The sequence below is a fragment of the Streptomyces sp. NPDC088252 genome, assembly GCF_044740965.1.
In the GTDB taxonomy this organism is placed as follows: domain Bacteria; phylum Actinomycetota; class Actinomycetes; order Streptomycetales; family Streptomycetaceae; genus Streptomyces.
In genome coordinates, this window is record NZ_JBIURS010000004.1 from 126,330 (window position 1) to 152,164 (window position 25,835).

Annotated in this window: 16 protein-coding genes; 3 read left to right on the forward strand and 13 right to left on the reverse strand. The window is 73.1% G+C overall.

The window, feature by feature from the left end; translation table 11 throughout:
• Positions 1 to 11: 11 nt before the first annotated feature.
• The 11 genes from ACIOHC_RS10195 to ACIOHC_RS10245 form a co-directional block, all read right to left on the reverse strand.
• Entirely contained in the window at positions 12 to 983 is a 972-nt protein-coding gene (locus tag ACIOHC_RS10195) for an ABC transporter ATP-binding protein (protein ID WP_351076645.1), read from the reverse strand.
• A 70-nt stretch (positions 984 to 1,053) separates the two neighbouring features.
• Positions 1,054 to 2,295: a M50 family metallopeptidase gene (locus ACIOHC_RS10200; protein ID WP_401842279.1), complete on the reverse strand. Its 1,242-nt coding sequence runs from the start codon at positions 2,293 to 2,295 to the stop codon at positions 1,054 to 1,056.
• Positions 2,292 to 3,350: a lantibiotic dehydratase C-terminal domain-containing protein gene (locus ACIOHC_RS10205; RefSeq protein ID WP_401842282.1), complete on the reverse strand. Its 1,059-nt coding sequence runs from the start codon at positions 3,348 to 3,350 to the stop codon at positions 2,292 to 2,294. Before ACIOHC_RS10205 ends, ACIOHC_RS10200 begins: the two co-directional genes overlap by 4 nt.
• Positions 3,347 to 6,064, reverse strand: coding sequence for a lantibiotic dehydratase (locus tag ACIOHC_RS10210; protein WP_365690836.1), 2,718 nt, complete (start codon positions 6,062 to 6,064; stop codon positions 3,347 to 3,349). Before ACIOHC_RS10210 ends, ACIOHC_RS10205 begins: the two co-directional genes overlap by 4 nt.
• 278 nt (positions 6,065 to 6,342) lie before the next feature.
• Positions 6,343 to 7,926 carry a nitroreductase family protein gene (locus ACIOHC_RS10215; protein ID WP_365690834.1) on the reverse strand — a complete coding sequence of 528 codons (1,584 nt, stop codon included), beginning with the start codon at positions 7,924 to 7,926 and terminating at the stop codon, positions 6,343 to 6,345.
• A gap of 14 nt (positions 7,927 to 7,940) precedes the next feature.
• On the reverse strand, positions 7,941 to 9,911 hold the full coding sequence (locus tag ACIOHC_RS10220) for a TOMM precursor leader peptide-binding protein (protein WP_351076633.1): 1,971 nt from the start codon (positions 9,909 to 9,911) through the stop codon (positions 7,941 to 7,943).
• Positions 9,901 to 12,096: a TOMM precursor leader peptide-binding protein gene (locus tag ACIOHC_RS10225; protein ID WP_351076631.1), complete on the reverse strand. Its 2,196-nt coding sequence runs from the start codon at positions 12,094 to 12,096 to the stop codon at positions 9,901 to 9,903. The genes ACIOHC_RS10220 and ACIOHC_RS10225 overlap by 11 nt, the downstream gene beginning before the upstream one ends.
• A gap of 4 nt (positions 12,097 to 12,100) precedes the next feature.
• A complete protein-coding gene (locus tag ACIOHC_RS10230) occupies positions 12,101 to 13,996 on the reverse strand; it encodes a BTAD domain-containing putative transcriptional regulator (protein ID WP_351076628.1) in 1,896 nt (631 codons plus the stop codon).
• 9 nt (positions 13,997 to 14,005) lie between these two features.
• Positions 14,006 to 14,266 carry a hypothetical protein gene (locus ACIOHC_RS10235; protein ID WP_351076625.1) on the reverse strand — a complete coding sequence of 87 codons (261 nt, stop codon included), beginning with the start codon at positions 14,264 to 14,266 and terminating at the stop codon, positions 14,006 to 14,008.
• A gap of 248 nt (positions 14,267 to 14,514) precedes the next feature.
• Positions 14,515 to 17,100, reverse strand: coding sequence for an FtsX-like permease family protein (locus ACIOHC_RS10240; RefSeq protein ID WP_351076622.1), 2,586 nt, complete (start codon positions 17,098 to 17,100; stop codon positions 14,515 to 14,517).
• Positions 17,097 to 17,885 (reverse strand): ABC transporter ATP-binding protein, encoded by a 789-nt coding sequence (locus ACIOHC_RS10245; protein WP_351076619.1) that lies wholly within the window; start codon positions 17,883 to 17,885, stop codon positions 17,097 to 17,099. Before ACIOHC_RS10245 ends, ACIOHC_RS10240 begins: the two co-directional genes overlap by 4 nt.
• A gap of 457 nt (positions 17,886 to 18,342) precedes the next feature.
• On the opposite strand from ACIOHC_RS10245, the gene ACIOHC_RS10250 reads away from it, so the two are divergent.
• The 3 genes from ACIOHC_RS10250 to ACIOHC_RS10260 all read left to right on the forward strand — a co-directional run bounded on the left by ACIOHC_RS10250 (position 18,343) and on the right by ACIOHC_RS10260 (position 22,161).
• Entirely contained in the window at positions 18,343 to 19,902 is a 1,560-nt protein-coding gene (locus tag ACIOHC_RS10250) for an MFS transporter (protein ID WP_401842634.1), read from the forward strand.
• A 178-nt stretch (positions 19,903 to 20,080) separates the two neighbouring features.
• On the forward strand, positions 20,081 to 20,545 hold the full coding sequence (locus ACIOHC_RS10255; RefSeq protein WP_351076616.1) for a DUF485 domain-containing protein: 465 nt from the start codon (positions 20,081 to 20,083) through the stop codon (positions 20,543 to 20,545).
• A gap of 26 nt (positions 20,546 to 20,571) precedes the next feature.
• Positions 20,572 to 22,161 (forward strand): cation acetate symporter, encoded by a 1,590-nt coding sequence (locus ACIOHC_RS10260; protein WP_389636653.1) that lies wholly within the window; start codon positions 20,572 to 20,574, stop codon positions 22,159 to 22,161.
• A gap of 40 nt (positions 22,162 to 22,201) precedes the next feature.
• Here ACIOHC_RS10260 and ACIOHC_RS10265 read toward each other — a convergent pair whose 3' ends face one another.
• Positions 22,202 to 23,101 carry a cellulose-binding protein gene (locus ACIOHC_RS10265; RefSeq protein ID WP_351076613.1) on the reverse strand — a complete coding sequence of 300 codons (900 nt, stop codon included), beginning with the start codon at positions 23,099 to 23,101 and terminating at the stop codon, positions 22,202 to 22,204.
• 166 nt (positions 23,102 to 23,267) lie between these two features.
• Positions 23,268 to 25,832 (reverse strand): SUKH-4 family immunity protein, encoded by a 2,565-nt coding sequence (locus tag ACIOHC_RS10270; RefSeq protein WP_351076610.1) that lies wholly within the window; start codon positions 25,830 to 25,832, stop codon positions 23,268 to 23,270.
• Between the last annotated feature and the right edge of the window lie 3 nt (positions 25,833 to 25,835).

The following is a 25,835-nucleotide window of genomic DNA, read 5'->3' on the forward strand; positions in this document are numbered from 1 at the left end:
GGTCCGGCCCGTCACGGTCGGGGGGCTCCGGTCCGCGCCCCGGTGAGCGTCAGGTACACGTCTTCGAGGCTCGCGGTGCGCGTCCGGACGCCCTGGAGACCGGCCAGGGCGTCGATCGCGGCCAGGACCCTGCCCGATTCGAGGGTTTCCAGGACGAGTGCGTCCGGCTCCTCGGTGACGCTGTCGACGCCTTCGACGGCCCGCGCCTGGTCGGCGGTCATGCGGCCCGCGGGGACCAGCAGCCGGGTGGTGGGGGTGGCCGCGGCGATCAGGCGGGCGGGGCTGTCGAGGGCGGCGACGGAGCCGTCGACCATGATGGCGACGCGGTCGCAGAGCGCCTCGGCCTCGTCGAGGTGGTGGGTGGTGTAGATGATGGTGCGGCCCGCGCCCTTGAGGTCGCGCAGCACCTGCCACAGATCGCGCCGCGCCTGCGGGTCGAGGGCCGCGGTCGGCTCGTCCAGGAAGATCAGTTCGGGTTCGTGGACGAGCGCGGAGGCGATGGCGAGCCGCTGGCGCTGGCCGCCGGAGAGGTCGTCCACGCGGGTGTCGCCCTGCTCGGTGAGGCCGACGGAGGCCAGTGCCCGTTCGGCCGCCGCACGGTCCACCCGGTAGAGCGCGGCCATGGTGCGCAGATGTTCGCGGGCGGTGAGACGGACGAAGAACGCCGAGGTCTGGGTCTGTACGCCGAGCCTGGGCAGCAGGGACGTGTCGCGCGGCCAGGGGCTGGTGCCGAGGACGGTCACGGTCCCGGAGTCGGCCCTGCGCTGCCCCTCCATGATCTCCACGAGGGTGGTCTTGCCCGCCCCGTTGGGGCCGAGCAGCCCGAAGAACTCGCCGCGCGGCACGGTGAGGGACACCCCGTCGACGGCCCGCGTACCGCCGTACCGCTTGTGTACGTCGTCGAGGACGACGGCCGCCGGCAGGGGGCCGTCCTCCGGGCCGGCCTGGTTGCCCGGGGAGGTGGACGGGGCGGTGGGGCTCATGGACTTCTCCTTGTCCGCCGCCGGGGGCGGCTCGGACCTTCGGGGCGACGGATCGGCACGCGGTGGGTGATCAGACGGTGAGCAGATGGTGGGCGGCCGCCACGACGGCGGCGAGGATCAGTACGAGCACGAGCACCGAGCCCAGCCCGTAGCCGAGGTACGCGGTCCGGGCGCGGCGTGGGTAGTCGGCCGCCGCCGGGTCGCGGCGGGCGACCAGGCGCAGATACGTGCCGGTCGACGCGGCGAGTCCGGTGGCCCCGCACAACTGGCTCACGATCCGGTAGCCGTCGAGCGGCGGGAACGGGACCAGCATGGCGATCGCCTGTGCGCTGCCGAGGAGCAGCAGGGCGCCGAGCGCGTCGTGCGTGGCCGGGTCGAGCGGGGCGGACATCCACAGGGCGCAGAACGGGAGCAGGAACAGCAGGTTCATCACCGCGCCCGCCAGCGCGGTGTGGATGCGTTGCCAACGGGAGCCCAGATAGAGGTAGTTGCCGACCGTGCAGTACATGATGACCACGGGCAGCCGCCAGCGCAGACCGATTTCGGCCACCGTGCCGCCGTGATGCCGGGCGACGACACCGTGGGCGAGTTCATGCAGGGCGGTACTGAACCAGAGCAGCGTGGCGGCGCCCGTCAGCAGTACGGGATTGGTGAACAACTCCCTTGCGTCGACGAGGAGTTCACCCACGTGCAGGGCGACCACCACCTCCATCGCCACCACCAGCACGAGCAGGGGCACCAGCCACCCCGGAGCCAGCAGGAAGCCGACCGCCCGGTGCAGTCGGGCGGTGGTCGCGTCGGCGTCGGCGACCAGCCGGACACTGCCGCGCAGCACCCCGCGCGCGGGCTCGGCGGGCCCGGCGGGCCGGGCGGCGGGGGCGGCGGATCCCGCGGGTGCGGCAGATCCCGCGGATGCGGCGGATCCCCCGGGGGCGGCGGATCCCCCGGGGGCGGCGGATCCCCCGGGGGCGGCGGATCCCGCGGGTGCGGCCGGTCCGGCGGGGGTACGGGCGTCGGCCCCGGCCAGCAGTCCACGGGTGCCGAGCATCCGCAGGATCTGCTGCCAGCGGGCCCCGTCCAGTCGGCGCCCGTACTCACGGGCGTACTCCTCGCCGATCTCCCGCAGGCTCCGCTCGCCGTCCATCCGGGCGATGAGGAAGTGCTCCTTGGGGCCGACCCGGAAGGAGCTTCCGCTGTCGGTGTCCTTGATCAGGTGCACCGTCGCGGCGCCGTCCAGCAGCGCGTCGCTGAGCAGCACCCGGGGCCGCAGCGCGGGCCGGTACTCGGCGAGGGCGTCGGCGGCGGCGCTCATCCCGGCTCCCGCAGGGCCCGGCCGAGCACGTGCGAGAGGTACGCCTCGTCCCTGATCGTCACGTGCAGTCGGTTGTTGGTCATATGCATGTACGGGGAGAGGAGCAGCGGCAGGGAGGCCGCCGGATCGGTGACCAGTTCGTCGCGCTCGCCGTCCCAGGAGCGGAACGTCAGATCGCCGTCGAGGGTCAGCGCGACGGCCCTGTCGCGGAGTTCGGCGCAGTGCTCGGCCCAGCCGGCGAGGAGGCCGGGCAGCCGCGCCGCGCCGTCCTCCTCCGCCACGGCGGCCCGGACCGCGGCGAAGCGGGCGGCCAGCCCGGCTGCCATCGAGGCGTAGTTGCGGTCGTACTCGTCGCTGCCGATGAACCCCGTGCCGGGGAAGGCGCGGTGCCAGAACTCGTAGTAGCTGTCGAGGTAGTCGGCGAGTTCCTGCCGGTCCGGCAGGAAGGCCGCGGACATCACCATCATCAGCTGGGCGGAAGTACCGAGCAGCACGGTCCGCAGATGGAGGTTCTTCGTCCGAAAGGCGTCGATGACCAGGTCGCTGGAGCGCCTGAAATGCCATTCGGCGAGCTCGATCCCGGCCGGGCCGCCGTACTTGCCGTACTCGGGCTCGTAGCGCTCGTCGCTGCGCGAGTTGTTGGGGCGCAGGTTCATCCGGCCCTGGTCGTCCATGTAATGGCCGCGTTCGGCGCCGGGGAACTCGATGTCGAACAGGGTGTTGTAGAAGTCGTTGAGGAACCCGGAGTCCACCTCGTACAGCGCGGGCCGTTCCGCCAGGAACGCGTCCACGGCCGCCTCGGTGCGGCGTCGCACCTCGGCCTCGGCGTCCGGGGACGAGGGCCGGATCCGCAGCCTCACATGAGGGCCCTCCAGCCAGTAGTTGATGAAGAAGTAGCCGGCGAGCAGACCGTCCGCCTCCAGCTCCGCCACCAGCGGGCGGATGCAATGGGTCAGCATGGGGCGGGGGTTGGCGGCATAGAAGATGTGGGTGGCCTGCCAGGCTCCGGCCCGGCGGGTCTCCGTGGCGGCCGGGGTGGGCGGGGCTGGACTCATGAGTGGTCCCTCCTTCGGACGGGGGTGATGGTCTCCACCGCGAGCTCGGCGACATGGCGGCCCCGGCCGGAGAAGGTGTGCAGCCCGTCCTCGTCGGGCAGCATCTCCCGGAACACGACCCGGGCCCCGTCGCTCCTGATCAGTGCCTCGAACGCGGACAGGGAGAGCGGACTGTCGAAGTCGACGTAGCTCGGCTTGCCGCCGGTCGCCCCGCGTGCGCCGCTGTCGGCGACGGTGGCGAAGACCCGGTCCGGCAGGCCATGGGCGCGGCGGAACGCGTGCCAGCCCAGGAACCAGGCGTCCTCCCCGGCCCCCGGCCCGCGCAGCGGCAGCACGGTCGCGGGCGCGCTCCAACTGCGCCGGCTGAGCACCACACTGCCGTGCCGGACCCTCGGCCTGCGGGTGACTCCGCCGTCCGGGGCCCCCTCGGGGACGCCGCCCCACACATTGAGCGGGGACATGGAGGTGGGCGAGAGAAGGAGCAGGGTGCGGGGCAGTTCGGGCAGCGCCAGCGGGACGAGGTAGCCGAGATAGACGGGCACCACCTCCTTGCCCAGCCGGGTGGAGCGCAGGACGAGCCGGTCCGCGGCCCGGTCGTGGACGAGGTACAGGTCGTCCAGGTGGATGCGGTGGGAGGCGGGCAGGGTGCCGCGCTCGCCGGGGCAGACGATCTCGTACTCGGTGAGCCTGCCGTGCAGATTGAGATTGCTGGTGACGGGCCCGCCGGTGACCTCGGCGAGGACGGCGCCCTCGGGCACGAGACCGGCGGTGGCGGCGAGCAGTTGTTGGTCGAGGCCGTCGAAGAGATGTGTGAACCTGCTGAACGGGAAGGAGACACCCCCGTACGAACGGTTGAGGACGACGAGCGGGTCGGCGGGCCGGTCGACGATCTGCACATGGTGCGCGAGCGGGCTGAACTCCGTCTCCAAGGAGGTCAGTTCACCGGCCACCTCGTCGAGGACGTCCGCGTCGACATGGATCTCGCCGCTGCCGTCGCCCGTCTTCTCCCAGGCCGACCACAGGGCGCGCATCCGTTCCACGAAGGCCTGGCGGGCCGTGTCGAGGGCCTTGAGCTGCGGCAGGGAGAGCCAGTTCTCCTCGGGTACGTAGTTCCCGTCCGCGTCGAACGCGGTGCGCTTCGCGGTGAACGACATGTACTGGTCGAAGAAGTCCTCGTGGAAGTCGTGCACGAGCTTCAGCAGATCGTCGCAGCGTCCGCCCTGCCCGTACCGGGCGAGGAAGAACCCCTTGAACGTGACGCGCTGCGGCAGGGTCAGGTCGAAGGCGGGCAGCACCCGCTCCACCGCTCCGAGCGGCCCGGCCGCCAGCCCCTCCCAGGCGGCTGCGGAGAGTTCGGCGCGCCGTCCGGCCGCCACGTCCTCGTACAGCAGGGTCTGCGGGATCCGCGCCCGGTCCATGCCGAGCTCCGTCACCTGGACGGCCCTCAGCTCGGCGCGCAACTCGGCCATCAGGGCGCGCCGTTCGGCCGGTCCCGCGTCCGCGAACCGTTCGACGCGGGAGGCGGGGGCGTCGAGTCCGGCGGCGAGCCGGTCCGCCCAGGGGCGGTCCAGTCCGCGCAGCGATTTCTGGAAGGCGCGCAGCGGATCGGTGTCGTGGACCTCGGTCCGCAGACAGGGGACCTGCACCATCCCCAGGTCGAGGAGCGCCTGGAGGTAGTGCGCGCACTCGGCCTCCCCGGCTTCCCGGTCCTCGGCCAGCCAGTCGGCCAGTTCCCCGTAACGAAGGGTGCCGCGCTCCTCGAACAGGCCGAGGAGGCGCTCCAGGGTGCCGCTGCGGCGGAGGAAGAACAGCCGGTCCTTCACCGCGTCGAAGGTGACGGCGGTGTCCTCGTCGCCCTGCGTGGTCCAGCGCCGCACATAGCGGACCCGGTCGTCGTCGCGGCCCCAGCCGGAGGCCGGGGCGACCGGCAGATCGGCGCGGCGGACCGGGTCCGCGATCACGGCCTGGGCGAGCCGTCCGACGGCGACGACATTGAGCCGCAGCAGCCCTGCCCATTCCTCGTCGATCCGGACCGCGAGGCCCCGGTCCTCGGCGGACTCGTCGAAGGTCCCGAGGGCGACACCGGTGAACGTGGAGAACGGGCTGGTCTTGCAGGCCGTCCGGTAGAGGTACGAGAGCAGTGAGCGCTCGATCTTGCGCCGCTTCTTGTCCGGCACCGCCCCGGAGTCGCTCCTCGTGTACGCGTCGAGCTGCGCGTCCAGCGCCGGGGAGGCCAGCGGCAGCCCCTTGCGCAGCCGTTCCTCCCCCGCCAGCCGGCGCAGTGCCTCGCGGGCGAGCCCGGTCTCCTCGGCGAGCAGGGCGCGGCCCGCCGCCCGCTGCTCGTCCAGCCGGCGCCGGCCGGTCAGCCAGGCCGCCAGCGCCGTGCCGGTCGCCGCGTCGAGTCCCCGCACCAGCGCCAGCGCGTGGTCGGCGGCCTCGGTCCCCGGCAGCCGGTTGTTGAAGACGTCGCGGCGCAGTCGCAGCAGCGCGCGGCGCAGCGCCTCGTCCTCGCTGCCGCCGATGAGACCGTGGAGCAGGTCGCCGAGCCGTTCGCCGTCGGCGCGCGACCGCTCGGTGGCGTGCAGGACCTCGTCGGCCCAGTGGCGGCTGCGCGGGCAGCGCAGCGCCCGTACGCTCTCGACCGGCAGCCCGGCGACCCGCAGCATGAAGCGGGGGCGGGTGACGGTGGCGGAGGATGGGTGGTCCGGCGTCATGGCGGGTGGTCTCCCCTTCTCGTTCCGGTGGTCTTCCAAGGTGGTCGCGCTCAGAGCCTGTCGGGTGACCTTCGATCGGAGAGCGGACGCGGCGTGGTGCGTGCGATTCCGAGGCGCCGGGATGGCCTCGGATGGGTCTCCCCTGCTCCTTGAGAGCTTGGGGAAGGAGCTACCAGGGCATTTCGGCAACGCATGAGGGGGTCCCCCTGGCCCTCAAGGCCTTGGGGGGAGTGCGTGCCACGCCGTGGCTGCCCGATCAGAGGTCGCCCGGCAGGCTCTCAGGCGATCTCGTACCGGAAGTCGGCCGGGGCGGGCCGCTCGTTGCCGATCATCATGATCAGCAACGGCGCCTCCCCCGTCCCGGCGAGGGAGAGTTCCTCGATGTACGAGATGTTGTCGAAGCCGAGCGCCACCCCGCACCCGATGCCCACGGCGGACGCGGCGGTGTAGGCGGTCTGCGCGATCGCCCCGACGGTGGCGTTGACCAGCCGGTATCCGCGATCCCCGACGGCGTCGAGGACGGCTTCGGTGCGCACGGTGGGCACCAGGACCGCGCCCGCCTGCTCCAGGTTGTAGTTCGACAGGAAGTAGTTCTTCTGCAGGAACTCCCCCGGCCTGCCCGCCTTCACCAGCCGCAGCACGTGCGCGTCGGGGTCGTACTCGTACGCGCCGGGCTCGATCCCCTCGACATGGCCGACGAACGCGTAGAGCTTCGCCAGCCGCTGTCCCCCGGTGTCCCCGCCGAGCCGCGAGCCGGCCACGGAGGCCGCGAGGCAGGCGGCCAGTTGCTCGGCTCCGATCGGGCGCTGGGCGTCGAAGCGGCCGAAGCTGCTGCGGCGGGCGCGCAGGGCGGTGCGTACGTCCGTGCCGAGCGGCGGGGCCGGCGGCAGCGACACCTCCGGGCGGGCCGGATCGGCGGGGTGCGCGGCCGCGGGGGCGAGCACCGCCGGGTCGGGGCGGTCGGTGGCGCGGGCGGCGGTGACGGCCTGCATCCGCCGGAGCGCGTCGAAGGCGAGGACGGTGCGCGAACGCTCACGGTCCCGGTGACGCACGGAGACCGGGGCGGCCAGGGGTGTACGGGCGGCGGCCCCGGCCCAGTCGAGCGGTACGACGGCGAAGACGCCCTCCGCCGCCGTGTCGACACCGAGCAGCCGGCCGAGCCGTTCCTCGTCGAACCAGAGCGCCGGCTGTACGGACAGTCCGCGCGCGCCGGCCCACATCCGCCAGGTCTGCACACACGCGCCGAGGTCCATGGACACGGCGTGGAAGGAGAAGTTGTTGTACTTGAAGGCGTTCTGCCAGTACTTGATGCCGAGGACCAGATACTGATCGGTGTCCGGCCCCGGAGCCCCGTCCCCGAGTGCCGCCCGCACCTCGCCGGAGACGTCCCCGGTCAGCAGCCGCTGCATCGCGTGGTGCCGCGTGGAGTAGTAGTGCACCCCCGGCGGTACGGGACCGCTCGGCCCGGACACCCAGTAGACGCTGACCGGGTAGAGCCCGCCGCCGGACGCCGAGCCCCGCGACCAGTTGGCGAGCGGGTAGTGCGGCAGGGCACCGAGGTCGGTGTTGGTCTGGATGCCCAGGCGGCGGCCGGTCAGCCCGTAGGAGTCGCGGAGCATCCCGGCGAGCAGCGCGAGATCGAACTCCCCGTCCCCGTAGGTCTCCTGATTCTCCTGGGCGAGCCCGCGGTCGAGCGCGGCGTCGGCCGGGTAGTCGCAGTCGGGCAGCGGGAGGCTGTCGACGCCGGGGTAGAACTTGGCCTTGCGCGGGCCGTCCGACCAGTTCGGCACGAAGTCGGCGGGGTCCATCGGGACCCGGCCGCGCTGAAGGATCGCGGCGGCGTATTCATGGGCGTACCCCATGGCGGGCTCCTCGGTCACGGGAAGGGGTGCGGGGCGGGGTTGAGGTCGGCGTCGGTGAGATCGCTCCCGCGCAGCCCGGCCTCGCGCAGGGCGGTGCGCAGCCGGTCCATGCCGAGGGCGCGCTGCCGGGTCCAGCCGAAGTCGATCGGCAGCAGTCCGGGCACGATCACGCCGACCGTGGTCAGACCCAGCTCACGCTGTTCCGGCATGGTCTGGTCGACGACGACCACATCGAATCCGGCGGCGGTGACGGCGTCCACGCACCGGGTCAGGTCGGTGCGCAGATCGTCGGAGACGGGCAGCGCCGAGCCGTCCCCGTACAACTGGTCGAGGGACCGCAGGGGCGGGCGCGGCGCCCCCGGCTCGCCGATCAGGAAGTGCGCGTGGCGGCCCATCTCCGGGACGCCGTAGGCCAGGGGGTGGTCGTGCAGCGCCTCGACCCGGTGGAAGTCGTCCGCCATGGCGCGCAGCCGCTCCAGGTCGCGTTCGGTGCGCCGGCGGAGGTTCACCGCGTCGGTGGCGATCTCGCAGAGCGCGCCGGCCAGGGCCGCCTCCGGGTCCAGTCCGGCACCCGCGCCGAAGCACATCAGGCCCGGGCCGCCGTCCCTCCGCACGGCGACCCCCGTGACGACCGGGACCGGGAAGGAGATCCGGGTGTCGAAGAAGCGGGCCTCGTAGCCGTACATCTCCAGCCGGTCGACCATCTGACGGGTGGCCGGGCGGCGGCTGGTGCGCGGGTCGATCTCCGGCAGGGACGCCTTCCCGTACCAGGCGAGCAGGAACGCGTCGCGCTCGACGACCTCCATCAGCCCGAAGTAGACGGCCTCTTCGAGGCAGCCTCCCGAGGCGCAGCCGTTGGAGCTCTCCTGGACGAAGCGGTTCTCCAGACCGGGGGCGTGGTAGTACGTGAGGACCTCGGGCACCAGGACCGTGCGCCGGTCGCGCAGGGACCAGCCGTGGACCCAGGGGATCGTGCGGTCCGGGGTGAACGGGGTGACGCGCGGGTTGGCCCGGTGGAAGGCGTCGGAGTACAGCCCGCACACCCGCGGGTCGAGCGCGTGCTCGCCACGGGCGCGCAGGGCGTTCAGGGAGTCCCGGGTCCGCACCGCCCTGGACCGGGAGCGCATGCCCGCGTACCGCTCAAGTCCTTCGAGCACACCGATCCGCATGCTCTCGGCGAAGGTGTCGGCGTGGCCGCCCCAGAAGGTCTCGCGCAGATACTCCCCCGAGCGCATGGAGAAGCAGCCGATGGTGGCGGAGGTGGAGGTGGAGGAGACGTCCTGGACGACGGACGGGCCGAGCGAGCCGCACACCGGGTTGGCATACGGCTCGACGGGCAGTGCGTACTCCTCGATGTCCCGGACCCGGAAGCTGCCGGGCCGGTGCTTGGGCGCCGGGCGCAGGGTGAGCGTGGCCGCCCCGGCGGTGTCCGGCTCCCGCACCCCGCAGCGCGGGCACTCGGGGTCGGGGACGAGCGGGTAGTGGCGGACCGTCAGCGTCCGCAGGTCCACCAGGTGCACGGCGGGCAGGGCGCCGGTCTCCGGTCCGGTGCCGCCGAGCCGGGCGGCGACGACCCCCGCGAGGGCGTGCGCGGCGAACGGTGTGAGGTAGGGGGACTCCCCGGCCGCCCGGGTGCCCGAGCCGAGCTCCAGCGCCTCGCGCAGCGCGACGGAACGGACCGCCTGCCAGCGCCGTTCGAGGCAGTGGGCGCAGATCCGCCGGCCGGTGCGTCCGGGCGGCGCGAAGGGGCCGACGACGACGTGCGGACCGTAGAACCGGACGGGCACGGCGGCCTCCGCCACCGGGGTGCCGGTGACCGCCGCCCCGTCCGCGAAGGCGTCGCGCACGCCGAGCGGCGCCACGTCCAGCGGCGGCGGGGTGCCGTGGTGGGTCAGGGCCAGCGCCTCGTGCAGGAGCGCCGCGAGCGTGCGCGCGGACTCCGCCGCCGGGGCACGCTCGCCGCGGACGGGGGTCTCAACGGACATCGGGTCCGCCCCCGCCGTCCACCGTGAGCAGCACCCGGGCGGTACTGATGCCGCCGGTGGCGAGATCGGCCGGGGTGGTGGGCACGTACAGCGCGTCGCGTCCGGCGAGCCGGAGCCGGTCGAGCACCCCGGTGAACGTGGCCGTGGGCCCGGCCGCCGTGACGGGGGCGCCGGTGACCGCGATGCTCCCGGCGGCGAGGTCCCTCACCAGCGGGTCGCCGAGGTCGATGTCCGCGTCCGGGTCCTCGGCGGCGAGTTGTGCCCGGCCGAGCAGATCCCGCAGCGCGGCGCAGGCCGCAGCCCGGCGCGACAGTCCCGCGCCGACCGCCCAACGCCCCGGCGCCCGCTCCCCGTCGGGCTCCCGGGCCAGCACCACCTGGGCCGAGGTGCGCTCCTCCTCCCCCAGGTCCAGCAGTTCCACGGCGAGATCCAGGTTGGCCGCGGACTTCAGCAGGAACACCAGTTCCGGGTCGTCGCCGTCGGCGGAGACCGGGCTCACCACCGCCGTGCCCCGGACCGCCCGCAGCAGTGCGTCGTGCGCCAGCGCCGACAACAGGCCGACCCCCGCGGCCTCCCGCGCGTCCGCACCCGCGCCCGCACCCGCGGCCGTGGCGAGATGGAGCCGGTCCCGGTTGTGCGCTCCGAAGGTGCGTACGGCCGCGGCCGGCACCCGGACCGGTTCCTTGCCGATCAGCGAGGTCGCGACGGTCCAGGCGTCCGGCAAGGCGCCGGTCCCGCCGCCGGTGGTCAGCGTGTCGGGGCCCAGGATCCGGTCGGCCGGCACCGCCGCGGCCCGGTCCAGGGGCACCACGTGCTCCACGTACGCCGCGGCGGCCGCGTACAGCGCCCGCATCCGCGCGCCCGCCAGATGGTGCACGTCGAAGGCGGCGATCCTGCGCCGCGCCCCGGTGCCGAGCGCCACCTCGACCCGGCTGAGCTTCAGCGGGGTCTGGGTCAGCCCCTCGTCGTCGTAGCGGGTGAAGATCCCGGTGTGCGGGCGCACCAGCGCCCCGCTGATCCGGTTCAGGTCCTCGACCATGGCCTCCGCGTCACGGGCGGTCTCCACGGTCGGGGTGACGGGCAGTGCCAGGCCCTCCGGCAGCGCGGGCGCCGGTTCGCGCGCGTCCAGGGCGGCGCAGCGACCGCAGCGGGGGTGCGGCCGCACCGGCTCGGACATCACGTCCAGCGAGGCCAGGTCCTGGACGAGGACCTGCCCCGCGGTCTCGGCGGGCAGCGCACCGGTGGTGAGGCGGAAGATCTCGTAGCCGAGGAGGTTGCCCACCATCGCGGCGACCGGGCCGGACAGTTCGTCCCCGGACACCGGGGTGGCACCCGCGGCCTCGCCCCAGAGCGCGGCGGCCTCCCCGGCCGACACATTGCCGCCCAGCCGCAGCAGGGCGCAGGACCAGCAGCCGGTGGCGGTCGCGGTGGAGAGCGGGCCGACGACGAGCCGCTCGCCGAACAGCCAGGCGGGGATCAGGGTCCGGCCCTCGGGCACGCCGGCGGCGAGCAGCCGGTGGGTGCGCGCCCCGGCCCCGGCCCCGGTCACCACGACGACGTCGTAGCCGTCGAGGGCCGCCCAGTCGGCCCCGGGACCGGCGGCGATCCGCTCCGCCCGTGCGGCGCCCCGGGCCGCCTCGGCCGTGACCTCGCCGAACTCCGTGGTCGTGCCGATCCGCACGCACCCGTTCCGCAGCAGGCTCAGCGCGCACCACCGGGCGATCTCGTCGTCGCCGAGCACCGCGACGCGGGTGGCGCGGAAGCGGGCGAAGCGCTCCGGCGCACCGTTGACGTAGTGGTCGACATAGGCGATCTGGGCCGCGAACCGCTGCGCCACCTCGTCCGGTACCGGCCCGGCCCCGGTGCCGGACTCGGGCACGTCGCGGGCGAACCCCCGCTCGTACAGCGTCCTGACCAGCTCCGCCGCCATCGCCCGCTGCCCCGGCCCGAAGCCCGCGCAGAGGTCGGCGAGCCGGTGGTGGCCGGCCAGGTGCGGGACGACGAGGGAGGCGAAGCGGTAGGCGGTGCGTCCGGCCAGGTGGAACCCGCCGTCGGCGTTGTGGAAGAGCACCCCGCCGGGGGTCTCGGTGAACAGCACGTCCCGGCGGATGCGCGGCCGGGTCGCGGCGAGCGTCTCGAACGTCCCGGTCACTGCGGTTTCGGCACTCTCGGCACTCTCGGCCATGGGGTCACACCTTCTCTGTGCGGCGGATGCGTTCCTGGTCGGTTCTTCGTACGTAGACGCGGAGCAGTTCATGGATGCGGTACGGGCCCGGCGGGCCGTCCTCCAGCAGTCCGGCGTCGGCCAGCCGCTCCAGGGCCGCCTCGGTGACGGCCGGGACGTCCTCGGCCGTGAAGGCGGACCCGGGTGCTGCCGCGACCCGCAGGAACGCCTCGGACAGCCGCGGGTCGAGCCGGTTCAGCGCGCCGTCCAGGAGGGCCGTCACGGACAGGCCCGGGGTGTCGGTGAGGGTGAGCCGGGCGAGCGGGTCCTGGCCCAGCCAGCCGACGGCATCGCCGAGCCGCAGTGCGGGGCGGGTCAGCAGACGGGCCGTCAGGATGCGCAGGGCGAGCGGGAAGTGCCCGCACAGCGCGGTGAGCCGGTGCGCGGCGTCCGGCTCCGCCTCGACCCGTTCGGCGCCGAGCACGGACAGCAGCAGCGCGTACGACTCCGCCCCGGTGAACGCGGAGAGCCGGTGCACCCACCCGCCGTGCGTGGCGACGAGCCCGGCGAGCCCCATCCGGCTGGTGACGATCACGGCTCCCCGCGCCTGTGCGACGAGGGGCAGCAGCGGGCGCACCTGGTCGGCGTCGCGCACGTCGTCGAGCACGAGCAGGGTGCGCCCGTCCGCCTGTCCGGGGCGCAGGGCCGCCGAGACCTCCGCCGCGACCTCGGCGGCGCCACGGGGTTCGCCGTCCGGCCGGGTCGTACGGATGAGCAGCCGGCCGCCCGGGAAGGCGTCCCTGACCAGGTGCGCGACGTGGTGGGCGAGTGCTGATTTACCGATGCCCGGTGCCCCCGACACCAGCACGGTGAGCGGGTGTCGGCCGTCCTCGCCGGGTGCGGCGGGGGCGGTGAGACGGGCCACCATGGCGGCGGTCTCGGCTTCCCGCCCGGTGAAGTTCACCACCGCGGGAACCTCCGGCGCCACGGGTGGCGCGCCCGCTCCCGGCAGGGCCGTGGCGGCGGACGCCCCGGCGGCCACGGCCAGGGGCGGGCCCCAGGGCACCGTCGCCTCCGGCCCCGTCGGCGCCGGGGCGGAGCCGTCGGCCACGACCAACTCGCCTTCGACGACCCGTGTGAGGGCACCGGGCGCCCGCAGGGGCCGGCTGTCCTCGGCCCCCGGGTCCTCGCCGCGCAGAATCGCGAGCTCCAGCTGCTGGAGTGCGGGAGAGGGGTCGACGCCCAGTTCGTCCAGCAGGAACCCCTTGACCCGCCGGTACTCCGCGAGGGCCTGCGTCTGCCGTCCGGTCCGGTAGAGCGCCTCGATCAGCTGCTCGTGAAGCCGCTCATGGCCCGGGTATACGCGCGTAGCCGTCCACAGTTCGACGAGGGCCTCCCCGTAACGTCCGAGGCCCAGCAGCAGATCGCAGACCCGTTCCACACTGCGCAGCCGCTCCTCCGCGAGCCGCGGCACCTCGTCCCGGTGCAGCACGTCGGAGCGCACATTGGCCAGCAGTGAGCCCTGCCAGAGGGACAGCGCGTCCTTGAGCGTGCAGAGTTCGGCCTCCGGGTCCTGCGACATGGCCACCGCACGGCGCACCTGGTCCCGGAAGCCGAGCAGGTCCAGCGAGTGCGGTTCGGCGGTGATCCGGTAGCCGCCGGGCACCGCCTCGATGGAGGTCTCCGTCACTCCGTGCTTGGTGAAGAGCCGGCGCAGCCGAAGGACGCAGGTCTGGAGGGCGGCCTTGGCGGTGGCCGGCTGCTCCTCCCCCCACACGGCCCGCTGGAGGTAGTCGGCGGACACCACGGCGTTGGCGTGCAGGAGAAGTGCGGCCAGCAGGATCGTCGGCTTCGACGGCTGGAGCACGACGGCCTCGGGACCGTCCGTGATGGTCAGCGGCCCTAACAGCTGAAACCGCATCACGGCGGTCTAGTCCCAGCCGTTGACCAGCTTGCACACCTGGACGGGTGCGGCGGGCAGGGGGAGCCGGTCCAGCACCGTCTCCAGGCGCGTACAGACCGTCCGATCGGCCTGTACGGGGCCGGGGTGACCGGCCGGGGGGCCGAAGGAGGACGTCCCCGCGGCGGAGGCGGCACCGGCGGAGAGCACGAGCGAGACCAGGGCGAGACCGGTGACGGCGGCAGTGCGTGCGGCGCCGGCCGGCCGGCGCGAGAGCGAAGAGCTGAACACGATTCCCCTTCGGCTGTTGCGTCCTGCCGGGGGTTCCCGGCAGGACGACGATGCCAGCGAGGAGGGCGCACAGGCGCGCCCGGACGTGTCAGCTTGCTGCACGGACCACGGCAGCTTCGTGCAAGCGGCCCCGGTCGCGGGAGGCCCCGGGGAACGCCCCGGACCGGGGCCGCACGCGTCCGGCCCCGGAGTGTTTGGAGGAACACCCCGGGGCCGGATCAGTCATCCTACGTGGGCCGTGGCCGCGGCTATTCCGTGGCGATCGCGTTCAGCACGTTCATCCTGCCCGCCCGGAACGCCGGGACCAGGGCCGCGAACAGGCCGACGAAGGCCGAGGCGACGAAGACCGTGAGGATCGTCGGCCACGGGATCTCCAGGACGTCGAGCCCTTCCAGGGCCAGCAGCTTCTGGGCCGCCGTGCCCCAGCCCATGCCGAGGCCGAGGCCGAGCAGGGCGCCGAAGACCGCGATGACCACGGACTCCAGACGGATCATCCGGCGCAGCTGGCGGCGGGAGAGGCCGATGGCGCGCATCAGTCCGATCTCGCGGGTCCGCTCGACCACCGACAGCGCCAGGGTGTTCACCACTCCGAGCACCGCGACGATGATCGCGAGGGCCAGCAGGCCGTAGACGATGTTCAGCAGCTGGCCGATCTGGTCCTGCAACTGCTCCTTGAAGTCGGCCTGGTTCTTCACCTCGTACTGCGGGTACTTGGCAAGGGCGTCCTTGAGGGCGGCGTACGCCTCCTTCTCCTTGCCGTCCTCGGCCTTCGCGAACATGATCATGTTCTTCGGCAGGGTGTCGGCGGGGACGTACCGCGCGGCGGTCGTGAGGTCGGTGTACATCGCGCCCTTGTCGATGTTCACGTCGTCCGAGGTGATCGCGGCGACCTTCAGCCTGGCGGTCTCGCCGCCCTTGAACGCGACGGTGAGCCGGTCGCCGACCTTGACGTGGTGCTCGGTGGCGTACGTCTCGCCGACCGACATGGCGTCCTTGCCGTAGGCGTCGGCCAGCTTGCCGGAGACGGTCTCGCGGCGCACGTCGTCCCGGTACGTGGGGTCGACGGCGGCCAGGGCCTTGTCCTCGGCACTGCCGTCGGGCGCGGTGATCTTGGCGCCGACGACCTTGTACGAGGTGAGGTGCTCGATGCCCGGCACGGCCTCCAGGGCCTTCTCGGCCTGCGGCACGATCAGCTGGAAGTTGCTGCCGGACGACTGGACGATGAAGTCCGCGCCCACCGACTTGTCGAGTTCCTCGGTGGCCGAGGCGACCATGGAGGAGCCGACGACCGAGAGGCAGGCCACCAGGGCGAGACCGATCATCAGGGCGGCGCCGGTCGCTCCGGTGCGGCGCGGGTTGCGCAGGGCGTTGCGCTCCGCGAGCCGCCCGACGGGGCCGAACATCCGCAGCATGACCGCGCTCAGCACCCGGACCACGAAGCCGGCCAGCAGCGGGCCGATCACGATGAAGCCGATCAGGGTGAGGACCACGCCCGCACCGAGGAGGAGCGAGCCCTCGCTCGACTTGTCGGCGCGCGTCGCGGCGAGCAGCGCGGCGCCACCGGCGAGGGTGAGGACGAGGCCGATCGCGGCCCGCACCCGGCCCGCGCGGCCGTCCGCCGGGGTTCCGGCGTCGCGCAGGGCGGCCATCGGGGAGATCTTCCCGGCGCGGCGGGCCGGGATGTAGGCGGCGACGACGGTGACGAGGATGCCGAGCGCGAGGCCGACGACCGGGGTCGTCCAAGCGATCGTGAGGTCCTTGGTGGACAGTTCCATGCCCATGGCGCCCATGAGCTTCATCAGGCCGACGGCGAGGCCGATCCCGGCGCCGACGCCGAGGACGGAGCCGACGATGCCGAGGAACAGCGCCTCGATCAGTACGGACCGGTTGACCTGCTTGCGGCTGGAGCCGATGGCCCGCATCAGGCCGATCTCGCGGGTGCGCTGGGCGACCAGCATCGAGAAGGTGTTGACGATCAGGAAGATGCCGACGAGGAAGGCGATCCCGGCGAAGCCGAGCATCGCGTACTTCATGACGTCGAGGAAGGAGCCCATCGAGTCCCTGCTGGCGTCCGCGGCCTCCTTCTGGGTCTGGAGCTCGTACCCGGAGGTGTCGCCGAGCGCGGTGGCGACGTTCTTCTTCAACTCGGTGTGGGAGACACCGGATTGGGCGGACACGAAGACGACGCTGAAGACGTCCGGCGCGCCGAGCAGCTTCGTCTGCGCGGTGGCGGTATCGAAGTAGACGACGGCCGCACCGGGGTTGGTGACCTTGAACGTGACGATGCCGCTGATCTTCGCGTTGATGTCGCCGTTGGGGGTGATGGTGCGCAGCGAGTCGCCGATCTTCAGGTGGTGCTTGTCGGCGGTGTCGGCGTCGAGCATCGCCTCGGTGGGACCGCGCGGCACGCGACCGGAGGTGATCTCCATCGAACGCAGGTCGTTCTTCGTCCAGTTGCGCGCGATCGTCGGGGCGCCCGACGTCGATCCGATGTTCTTGTCGTGGCTGTCGACGACGGTGACGGACGTGCTGACGGCCGCGCCCTCGGCGTCCTTCACCCCGGTGGCCCCGGCGGCCTTCTCGACGGTGGCGGCGGGCACGGTGACGGGCTTGCCGTTCTCCGGCAGCCGGTCGTTCTCGTCGGGGCTCTCGGGCCGGACGGTGACGTCGGCCGCCGTCGCGGCGAAGAGCTTGTCGAACGTGGTGTTCATGGTGTCGGTGAAGACGAGCGTGCCGCACACGAACGCCACCGACAGCAGGACCGCGACGGCGGAGAGCGCCATGCGTCCCTTGTGCGCGAAGAAGTTGCGCCTCGATGTCTTCCAGACGGTCATGAGGTCCGCCCGCGGGAGTCGAAGTCCTTCATGCGGTCGAGGACCTGGTCGGCCGTCGGGCTGTGCATCTCGTCGACGATGCGCCCGTCGGCGAGGTAGAGCACCCGGTCCGCGTAGGAGGCGGCGACCGGGTCGTGGGTGACCATGACGATGGTCTGGCCCAGCTCGTCGACCGATCTGCGCAGGAAGCTCAGCACCTCGGCGCCGGCCCGCGAGTCCAGGTTCCCGGTGGGCTCGTCACCGAAGATGATCTCCGGCCGGGCGGCGAGCGCCCTGGCCACCGCGACGCGCTGCTGCTGGCCGCCGGAGAGCTCGGTGGGGCGGTGCTTGAGCCGCTCGGCGAGACCGACGGTCTCCACGACCTGCCGCAGCCAGGCCGCGTCGGGCTTACGGCCCGCGATGTCCATCGGCAGCGTGATGTTCTCCAGCGCGTTGAGCGTGGGGAGCAGGTTGAACGCCTGGAAGATGAAGCCGATCCGGTCCCGGCGCAGCTGGGTGAGCTTCTTGTCCTTGAGCCCGGTGATCTCGGTCTCGTCCAGGAAGATCTGACCGGAGGTCACGGTGTCCAGTCCGGCCAGGCAGTGCATCAGCGTCGACTTGCCGGAGCCGGACGGACCCATGATCGCCGTGAACTGCCCGCGGGCGATGTCCACATCGACATGGTCGAGCGCGACGACACGGGTCTCCCCCGCGCCGTAGGCCTTGACGACCTGCCGCGCCCGCGCAGCCACGGCCGTACGCCCTCCAGTGCCCCCGTGCCTGGGAATGGTTACAGCCGTTGTCACGGTATTTCTCCTATGTCCGTCAGTGTTCAGGATGTCGCGGTGTACGGATGAAGTCTGGTGTTCCGAGGGGGGCCTGCGCTCTGGTGCGCAGCGCAGTCTTCTGGTGGGGTTTCCCCCACCCCGCCCCCTGTGGTTAGTCGCATTCGCGGCGGGAATCAGCCGTTTCTCGCGGTGTAGGAACACCGTAAGGAGCGGACCCGCGCCGTCACGTCCTCCGCCGGGAGGAAGCATCCCTGGGCAAAAGTGGGGAGCGCCCCTTAGGGGTATCGGCCCCCGGGTGGAGACGGACCTCAGGGGCCGGCCCCATGGGCGCACCCTCCGGGGTCCGCCGGGGCCGTCGGGCCCGTCCCCCGGCAGCACCCTCCCCGCCGGGAGCCACGGGTGAGACAGTGTCACGAGAAAATACGTGCAGGGGGAAGGAATCTTGGTGAGCGGCGCGGGCGGCAGTACCGAAGCGATGTCCGGGTCCGGGGTGGACCCGACCCCGTCCCCCGCCGCACCGCGCGGACGCGGCCCGGTGGTCGCCGCCCTGATGCTCGGCATGGCCCTGGCGGCCATCGACGGCACCATCGTCTCCACCGCCGTCCCGCAGATCGTCGGCGACCTCGGCGGCTTCTCCGTCTTCTCGTGGCTGTTCTCCGGCTATCTGCTGGCCGTGACGGTCACCCTGCCGGTGTACGGGAAGCTCTCCGACACCTTCGGCCGCAAGCCGGTCCTGATCGCCGGCATCGTTCTGTTCCTGTTCGGTTCGGTTCTCTGCGCCGCCGCCTGGAACATGGCCGCGCTGATCGCCTTCCGGGTCGTCCAGGGCCTGGGCGGCGGCGCCCTCCAGGGGACCGTGCAGACCATCGCCGCCGACCTCTACCCACTCAAGGAACGCCCGAAGATCCAGGCCAAGCTGTCGACCGTATGGGCCACGTCGGCGGTCGCGGGGCCGGTGATCGGCGGACTCTTCGCGGTGTACGCGGACTGGCGCTGGATCTTTCTGATCAATCTGCCGGTCGGGGCCGTCGCGCTCTGGCTCGTCGTACGCCACCTGCACGAGCCGTCCCGCATCCGCCGGGCGGCCGGCGCGCCCCGCCCCCGTATCGACTGGGCGGGCGCCCTCGCCGTCTTCGCCACCGGCACCCTGCTGCTGACGGCGCTCGTCCAGGGCGGGGTCGCCTGGCCCTGGCTCTCCACCCCGTCCCTCGGGCTGCTGGCCGGCAGCGTCGCGCTCGGCGCGCTGACGGTCGTCATCGAACGGCGGGCCGCCGAGCCGATCATCCCCGGCTGGGTCTGGCGGCGGCGGACCATCGCCTCGGTCAATCTCGCGCTGGGCGCGATGGGACTGCTGATGGTCGCCCCCACCGTCTTCCTGCCGACGTACGCCCAGTCGGTGCTCGGCCTCGGCCCCGTCGCCGCCGGTTTCGTCCTGTCCGTGATGACTCTGAGCTGGCCGGTCTCCGCGGCGTTCTCCAACCGCGTCTACAACCGCATCGGCTTCCGCCTCACCGCGATCATCGGCATGGGCTGCGCCCTGCTGATACTGCTCGCCTTCCCGCTGCTGCCGTATCCGGGCGAGCCCTGGCAGCCCGCCCTGATCATGCTGCTGCTCGGCGCGGCGCTCGGGCTGTTCCAGCTGCCGCTGATCGTCGGGGTGCAGTCGACGGTCGGCTGGGCCGAGCGGGGGACGACGACCGCGTCGGTGCTCTTCTGCCGGCAGGTCGGCCAGAGCGTCGGTGCCGCGCTCTTCGGCGCCGTCGCCAACGGGGTCCTCACCTCCCGGCTGGCCGCCGCCCCCGTACCCGGACTGCCCGGCGACCTGGACGCGGTCTCGCACGCCCTGGACGACCCGGGCAGCCTCTCGGCCGCCGCGACCGACCAGTTGCGGCGGGCCGTCGACGCCGCCGTCGACCATGTCTATCTGGGCGCCGCCGCGGCCGCGGCGCTCGCCCTGCTGGTGCTGGTCCTGCTGGCCCCGCGCCGCTTCCCGGTCCTCACCGAGGAGCCCGGCGGCGACACCCCCGCGCCGTGACGCGGGAGCTCCATTTCGTCGAAAGTTCACGCAACTGAGCCCATTACCGTGGGTAGTTCCAGCCATACTCTCCTCAACTGCCGTACCCACGAGTAATGTTCGCGCTTCCTACAGCACACCCGCACTCCTGCCTTGCCGTCCAGACCAGGACCCGAGCCTTGCAAGGAGCAGCACCCAGATGTCGTACGGAAACCCGCCCCCGCCCCCGTATCCCTCCCGGCCCGAACGGCTGCCGAAGCCGTCCCGGCGGCATCAGCCCCCGCCTCCGTACCACCCCGACTACCTGCTCCCCTGGCAGAGTTCGCACCCCTCGCCGCCCGCGGAAGAGCCGGACGCACCCGCCGCGCCCACGTCCTCCGCCACCCGTCACGGCGACCTGCGCCGACTGCGCACCGCGTACCGGCTGCTGCGGCGCATCACGACACTGACCGCACTCGGCTACTTCATCGCCTTCCTGCTGCTCTCCGGCTTCGCCAAGGACCTGATGGACCGGCCCCTGTTCGGCGGTCTCAACCTCGGCCTGGCCCTCGGCCTCTGCCAGCTCCCGGTGACGCTGCTCGCCGTCGTCCTGTACGAGCGGACCGCCCGGCAGACCGTCGATCCCCTCGCCGCCCGGATCCGAAGAGCGGGAGCGGCCCGGTGAACGGATTCGACAACTCCGCGCAGACCATGTCCCTCGTGGCCTTTCTCGCCGTGGCCACGGTGGCACTGCTGCTCTGTGTGATGACCGGTCCGGACCGCGACGACCTCGACGAGTTCTACACCGGCTCCCGCACGCGCTCCCCCCTGCGCAGCGGCCTCGCCCTGGCGGGCGACTACCTCTCCGCCGCCACGGTCCTCGGCACCACCGGCATCATCGCCCTCACCGGCTACGACGGGATGATCCTCGCCCTGAGCATCACCCTCTCGCTCGTGCTGCTGATGTTCCTGCTGGCCGAACCGCTGCGCAACGCGGGCGGGTTCACCATGGGCGACCTGCTCGAACGCCGTGCCCCCGGCCGCGCGGTCCGCATCGCCGCCTGCGCGGCCGCTCTCGCCGCACTGGTGCCGATGATGGTCGTCCAGCTCGCGAGCAGCGGCGATCTCCTCGCCTTCATCCTGGGGTTCGACAGCTCGGGATTCCGCACCGGCGCCATCATCGGGCTCGGCATGCTGATGATCGGCTACGCGGCGATCGGCGGCATGAAGGGCACCTCACTGATCCAGGTCGTGAAGACCGTGGTCCTCTTCGTCGCCGCCCTCACCATCGCCCTACTGATCATGAACCGGTTCGGCTGGGACACCGGCGCCCTGCTCTCGGCCGCCCAGCAGGGCAGCGGGGCGGGGGGCGCCTATCTGCGCTCGGGGCTCCAGTTCGAGGGCAGCGGGCTCGACATGGTCAGCTCCGAACTGACCGTGGTGCTCGGCGCCGCCTGCCTGCCGCACGTCACCCTGCGCATGACGAACGCCCCGTCCACCCAGGCCGTCCGCCGCTCCCTGTCCTGGGCGGTCTGTGTGGTCGCCGGGATCTGCCTGCTGCTCGTCGTGATCGGCTTCGGCGCCGGCGCGCTCGTCGGACATGACGGCATCACCGCCGCCGGAGCATCCGGGAACAGCTCGATCCTGCAGGTCAGCGGAGCCGTCGCGGGCGGCGGCCAGATGGGCGCGCTGATCGTCACGACGATGACGACGGCCATCTTCCTGACACTGCTCGCCTCGGTCGCCGGAATGATCCTGGCCTGTGCCAACGCCCTCGCCCACGACCTCTTCGCCCACGGCCTGCACGGAGTGCGCCGCCGGAACACGCAGCCGGTGGCGGGCCTGTCCGAGATGCGCACGGCACAGGTCTCGGCGGTCGCCGTCGGGCTGCTCGCCATCACGCTCGCCGTCGTGGCCAGGCACTGGAACGTGCAGGCGCTGGCGACGCTCTCCTTCTGCGTCGGCGCGTCGGCGCTCGCCCCGGCGCTGGTCTACAGCATGTTCTGGCGGCGCTTCACCCGTACCGGACTGCTCTGCACCCTGATCGTCGGCACCGCCGCCGTCATGGTGCTGATCACGGGCACCAATCTGGTCTCGGGCTCCCCCTCCTCGGTCTTCCCCGACCACGACTTCAACTGGTTCCCGTTCACCACGACCGGGCTCGTCTCCATCCCGGCCGGATTCCTGGCGGGCTGGCTGGGAACCGTCCTGCCCCGCTACACGGCGGCCGAGGCCCGCCGCGGGTACGACAGGGAGGAGCCCCGCATCCTGGCGGGGGTGCCACCGGCACCCCGGCCCTGAGAGCCTGGGCCACAAGGCCCCGGTCCGTACCGGCGGGTCCTCAGTCCTCCGTCGGATCCGGGGCCACCCGCCCGGTGAGCGCCGCGAGCGAGTTCCGCACGTGCGCCATGTGCGCCTGCACCTCCTCGCGGCCCTCCTCGTGCTCCCGCAGAATCCGCTCCGTCTCCCGGGCCACCCGCTCCTCGCGGACCCGGGCCGCCGCGATCAGCTCCGCGCCCCGCGCATCGGCGTCCTCCTGACCGTGCCGGGCGGCCTCCTCGGTCTCCGCCAGCGCCCGCCGCACCTCGGCCAGGCGGGCCTCCGCCCGCTCGATCTGCTCGTCGTGGCGCGCCGCCTGCGCGGCCTCGGCCTCGGCCAGCTCGCGTTCGGCCGTCTTCCACCGCTCGGTGTGCTCCTGCTCCTGGTGCGCGAGAACGCTCGCGGTACGACGACGCGTCTCGGCCATCGCCGACTCCGCCTGCTCCCGGACCTCCGCGGCCTCCCGGCGGGCCTCGGCGACGGTCTCCTCGGCGGTGCCCCGGGCCGTGGCCAGCGTCTCCTCGGCGTACCTCCCGGCCGCCGTCCGCATCGCCTCGGAGTCCGCGCCCGCCGACGCGCGGAGCCCGCGGCCCGCCTCCTCCGCCGCATCCCGCAGCGCCTGCGCATCCTCCTGGGCGGCGCCCCGGACGTCCTCGGCCTCGCTCTCGGCGAGCCCCAGGATCCGCTGGGCCCGCTCACCGAGCGACGCGTAGTTCTGCGGGGCGAGCGCGGCGACGGCCTCGCCGAGCCGCGCCGACTCGGCCGACAGCTCATCGACCAGCGCGGCCAGCCGGGACACCTGCTCCAGCGCCTCGTCCCGCTCCGCCGACAGATCGGCAGCCTTGTTGTCCACCTGCTCCGGGCGGTAGCCGCGCCCTCGCACCACGACGAAGCCGTGCGGGGACACCGGTGCAGAACTCATCCTTGAAGCCTCTTTCCGACTCTCCGATCAGCAATACGTCAAGGATGCGGTAATTGGCACAGAAGTCGGAATCGATCAGCCACGTTCCGGACGGAAGCGACAGGCATCACAGACCGTGCGAGGGCGCCCGGCCCCGGGGTCCGGGCGCCCTCGCACGGCTGCCGGGTCAGATCAGCCCGTCCCACATCTGCTCAAGGAGTACGGACCACCAGCTCTCCGGCGACGCCAGCGCCGCCGCGTCCAGCGCCACCAGCTGGGCCTGGAAGTCGACCGTCCAGCGGCCCGCCTGCTCCGGGTTGAGCCCGAAGCGCAGCCGCCACATCCGGCCGAGCAACGCCATCGAGCGCTGGAACTCCGGCAGCCCGGTGTTCACGAACTGCGGCGCCACCGACTGGCCGTGCCCGCCCGCGGGGGAACCCGCCTCGACCGGCACGGCCACGATGTTCGCCGTGCCGTACTGGACACAGATCGCCCGACCGAAATCGGTCCCCATGACGAGGTACGACCCGGCGTCCGGGGCGGCCTGAACCTGCCGCTGCGCGGCGAGCTCGGCCAGCGTCGGCACCACCGGCCGGCCCGGCTGTGCCCAGAAGAACGGCCCGAAGTCGGCGGGCAGCCCCGCCCACACCAGGGTCTGTGCCACGGTCTCGGGCACACCCTGACGGGAGACGGCGCGCTGGTCGAAGCGGAGGATGCCCTGCGGGCCGAAGCTCTGCAGCAGTTCCTGCGCGACGACCTCCGGCGGCACCTGCGGCGCGGCCGGCATCTGCGGCAGCGGCGCACGCACCGGCGCCGGGCGCGCCGGACCGTCCGCCACCTGGTGCAGCTCGCCCTGATGCGTGAGCAGATGCTGCATGCCCTGCTGGCGGCTGGCGTGATCGGTGCCGTACGGGGCGACGCTGGTGATCCGCACCTGCGGCCAGGTCTCACGGATCATCCGCGCGCAGTAACCACCGGGCAGCTCGCACGACTCCAGCTCGGTGTGCAGCTCGATGACCTGCTGCGGCGGCACGTTCATGGCCCGCAGCTCGTGCAGCATCTGCCACTCGGGGTGCGGGGTGCCGGGCGCCGAGCGGCGGATCAGCTGCTGCTCGCTGCCGTCGGGCGCGCGGTAGCGCAGCACGGCCTGATAGCCGGGGCCGACGGTCGGCTGACCGCTCGGCGCCTGCGGATGGCCGTACGCCGGGGGCGGCGGGCCGTGCGGATTCGGCGGCACGGGGCCGGGGCCGCCGCCCTGCGGCATTCCGGGCGGACCGGGCGGACCGGGGGGCTGCGGCGCACCGGGGCCACCCATGCTCGGGTCGGCCAGCATCGTCGCCGCGTGATGCACACCCCCACCCGACGGCGGAGACGTCGAACCAGGAGGCACCGGCGGACCGGGCGGACCGGGAGGCTGCGGCGCACCGGGACCACCCATGCTCGGATCGGCCAGCATCGTCGCCGCATGATGCACACCCCCACCCGACGGCGGAGACGTCGAGCCAGGAGGCACCGGCGGACCGGGCGGACCAGGCGGACCGGGCGGACCGGCGGGCTGCGGGGCACCGGGCGGACCGGGAGGACCGGGAGGACCGGGAGGCTGCGGCGCACCGGGACCACCCATGCTCGGGTCGGCCAGCATCGTCGCCGCGTGATGCACACCCCCACCCGACGGCGGAGGCGTCGAACCAGGAGGCACCGGCGGCCCCGGAGGACCAGGCGGCATCGGCGCACCATGCGGACCGGCGGGCTGCGGGGCACCGGGCGGACCTTGCTGGGAGACGAGCCCGCCCGGCAGATACCCGGCCGCCGGAGCGCCGGGCGCACCCGGTCCCGAAGGCGGCGGCACAGGAGCGCCGGGCCGGGCGCCCGGCACACCGGGGGCACCGGGCGGCGGCGGGGTCGTCGAACCGCCCCCGCGCGGACCGCGCGGCGGCACGGCCGCCTTGCTGGTGGTCGCGTCCGCGATGTCGCCGGCGCCGGGAGCACCCGGGGCGGGTGCTCCGGGAGCGGAGCCGCCGGCACCCTGTGGTTCCAGGCCGGGAACGATCGCCGTCCTGGGCAGCCGGCTGCCGCCGGACATCAGAGCGGTCGGCGCGTCGGCGGGCACGACCGGCGGCGGGGTGCCGTCGTCGTCGGAGCCCGAGAGCGGCGGCGCGAACACCGTCGCGGGCAGCGGCACCGCACCGTCGTCGGAGCCCGCGTTGGTGTCGGTCCCGGCCCAGGGGGTGGCACCGGTGGGCACGTTCGGCGGGGAAGCCGGAACGCCGTCGTTGGCGGTGGGCTCGTACGCGGCAGGGACGACGGGGGGCTGCGGGGCCGAAGGGGACGGAGCGGCCGGAGCGGGCGCGTCCCCGCCCCGGTCCGCCCGGTGGTCCGGGATGCCCAGCTTGTCGGCCGCCTCCTGGAGCCACTCCGGGGGACTCAACAGGAAGGACGTCTGATTCAGATCGATGCGCTGCGGCGGCTCCGGAGCGGCCGGTGCCACACCCTGCGCGCCGTACTCCTCCTCGTAGCGCCGGATCACCTCGCCCACCGGCAGCCCCGGCCACAAAGTGGCCTCACCGCTGTCCCGGGCGATCACGAGCCGCTGCCGGCCGCCGTCCGAGACCGGGCCCTCGGCACGGTCCTCGCCCCACGCCACGAAGCCCAGCTCGAACTCCCGCACCCGCACCTCACGGTGCTGGTACGCGGGCACATCGCCGTTGATCCACTCGTCCGCGCGCTCCTGCGCCTGCGCAAAGGTCACCATCGC

Bases quoted from the DNA above. Each gene is read 5' to 3' on its own strand.
- ACIOHC_RS10210 (WP_365690836.1), bottom strand. From the start codon at position 6,064: ATGACGCCGGACCACCCATCCTCCGCCACCGTCACCCGCCCCCGCTTC.
- ACIOHC_RS10265 (WP_351076613.1), bottom strand. From the start codon at position 23,101: ATGAGTTCTGCACCGGTGTCCCCGCACGGCTTCGTCGTGGTGCGAGGG.
- ACIOHC_RS10255 (WP_351076616.1), top strand. From the start codon at position 20,081: ATGTCGTACGGAAACCCGCCCCCGCCCCCGTATCCCTCCCGGCCCGAA.
- ACIOHC_RS10220 (WP_351076633.1), bottom strand. From the start codon at position 9,911: ATGTCCGTTGAGACCCCCGTCCGCGGCGAGCGTGCCCCGGCGGCGGAG.
- ACIOHC_RS10205 (WP_401842282.1), bottom strand. From the start codon at position 3,350: ATGAGTCCAGCCCCGCCCACCCCGGCCGCCACGGAGACCCGCCGGGCC.
- ACIOHC_RS10250 (WP_401842634.1), top strand. From the start codon at position 18,343: ATGTCCGGGTCCGGGGTGGACCCGACCCCGTCCCCCGCCGCACCGCGC.
- ACIOHC_RS10225 (WP_351076631.1), bottom strand. From the start codon at position 12,096: ATGGCCGAGAGTGCCGAGAGTGCCGAAACCGCAGTGACCGGGACGTTC.
- ACIOHC_RS10260 (WP_389636653.1), top strand. From the start codon at position 20,572: ATGTCCCTCGTGGCCTTTCTCGCCGTGGCCACGGTGGCACTGCTGCTC.
- ACIOHC_RS10195 (WP_351076645.1), bottom strand. From the start codon at position 983: ATGAGCCCCACCGCCCCGTCCACCTCCCCGGGCAACCAGGCCGGCCCG.
- ACIOHC_RS10215 (WP_365690834.1), bottom strand. From the start codon at position 7,926: ATGGGGTACGCCCATGAATACGCCGCCGCGATCCTTCAGCGCGGCCGG.
- ACIOHC_RS10230 (WP_351076628.1), bottom strand. From the start codon at position 13,996: ATGCGGTTTCAGCTGTTAGGGCCGCTGACCATCACGGACGGTCCCGAG.
- ACIOHC_RS10270 (WP_351076610.1), bottom strand. From the start codon at position 25,832: ATGGTGACCTTTGCGCAGGCGCAGGAGCGCGCGGACGAGTGGATCAAC.
- ACIOHC_RS10200 (WP_401842279.1), bottom strand. From the start codon at position 2,295: ATGAGCGCCGCCGCCGACGCCCTCGCCGAGTACCGGCCCGCGCTGCGG.
- ACIOHC_RS10240 (WP_351076622.1), bottom strand. From the start codon at position 17,100: ATGACCGTCTGGAAGACATCGAGGCGCAACTTCTTCGCGCACAAGGGA.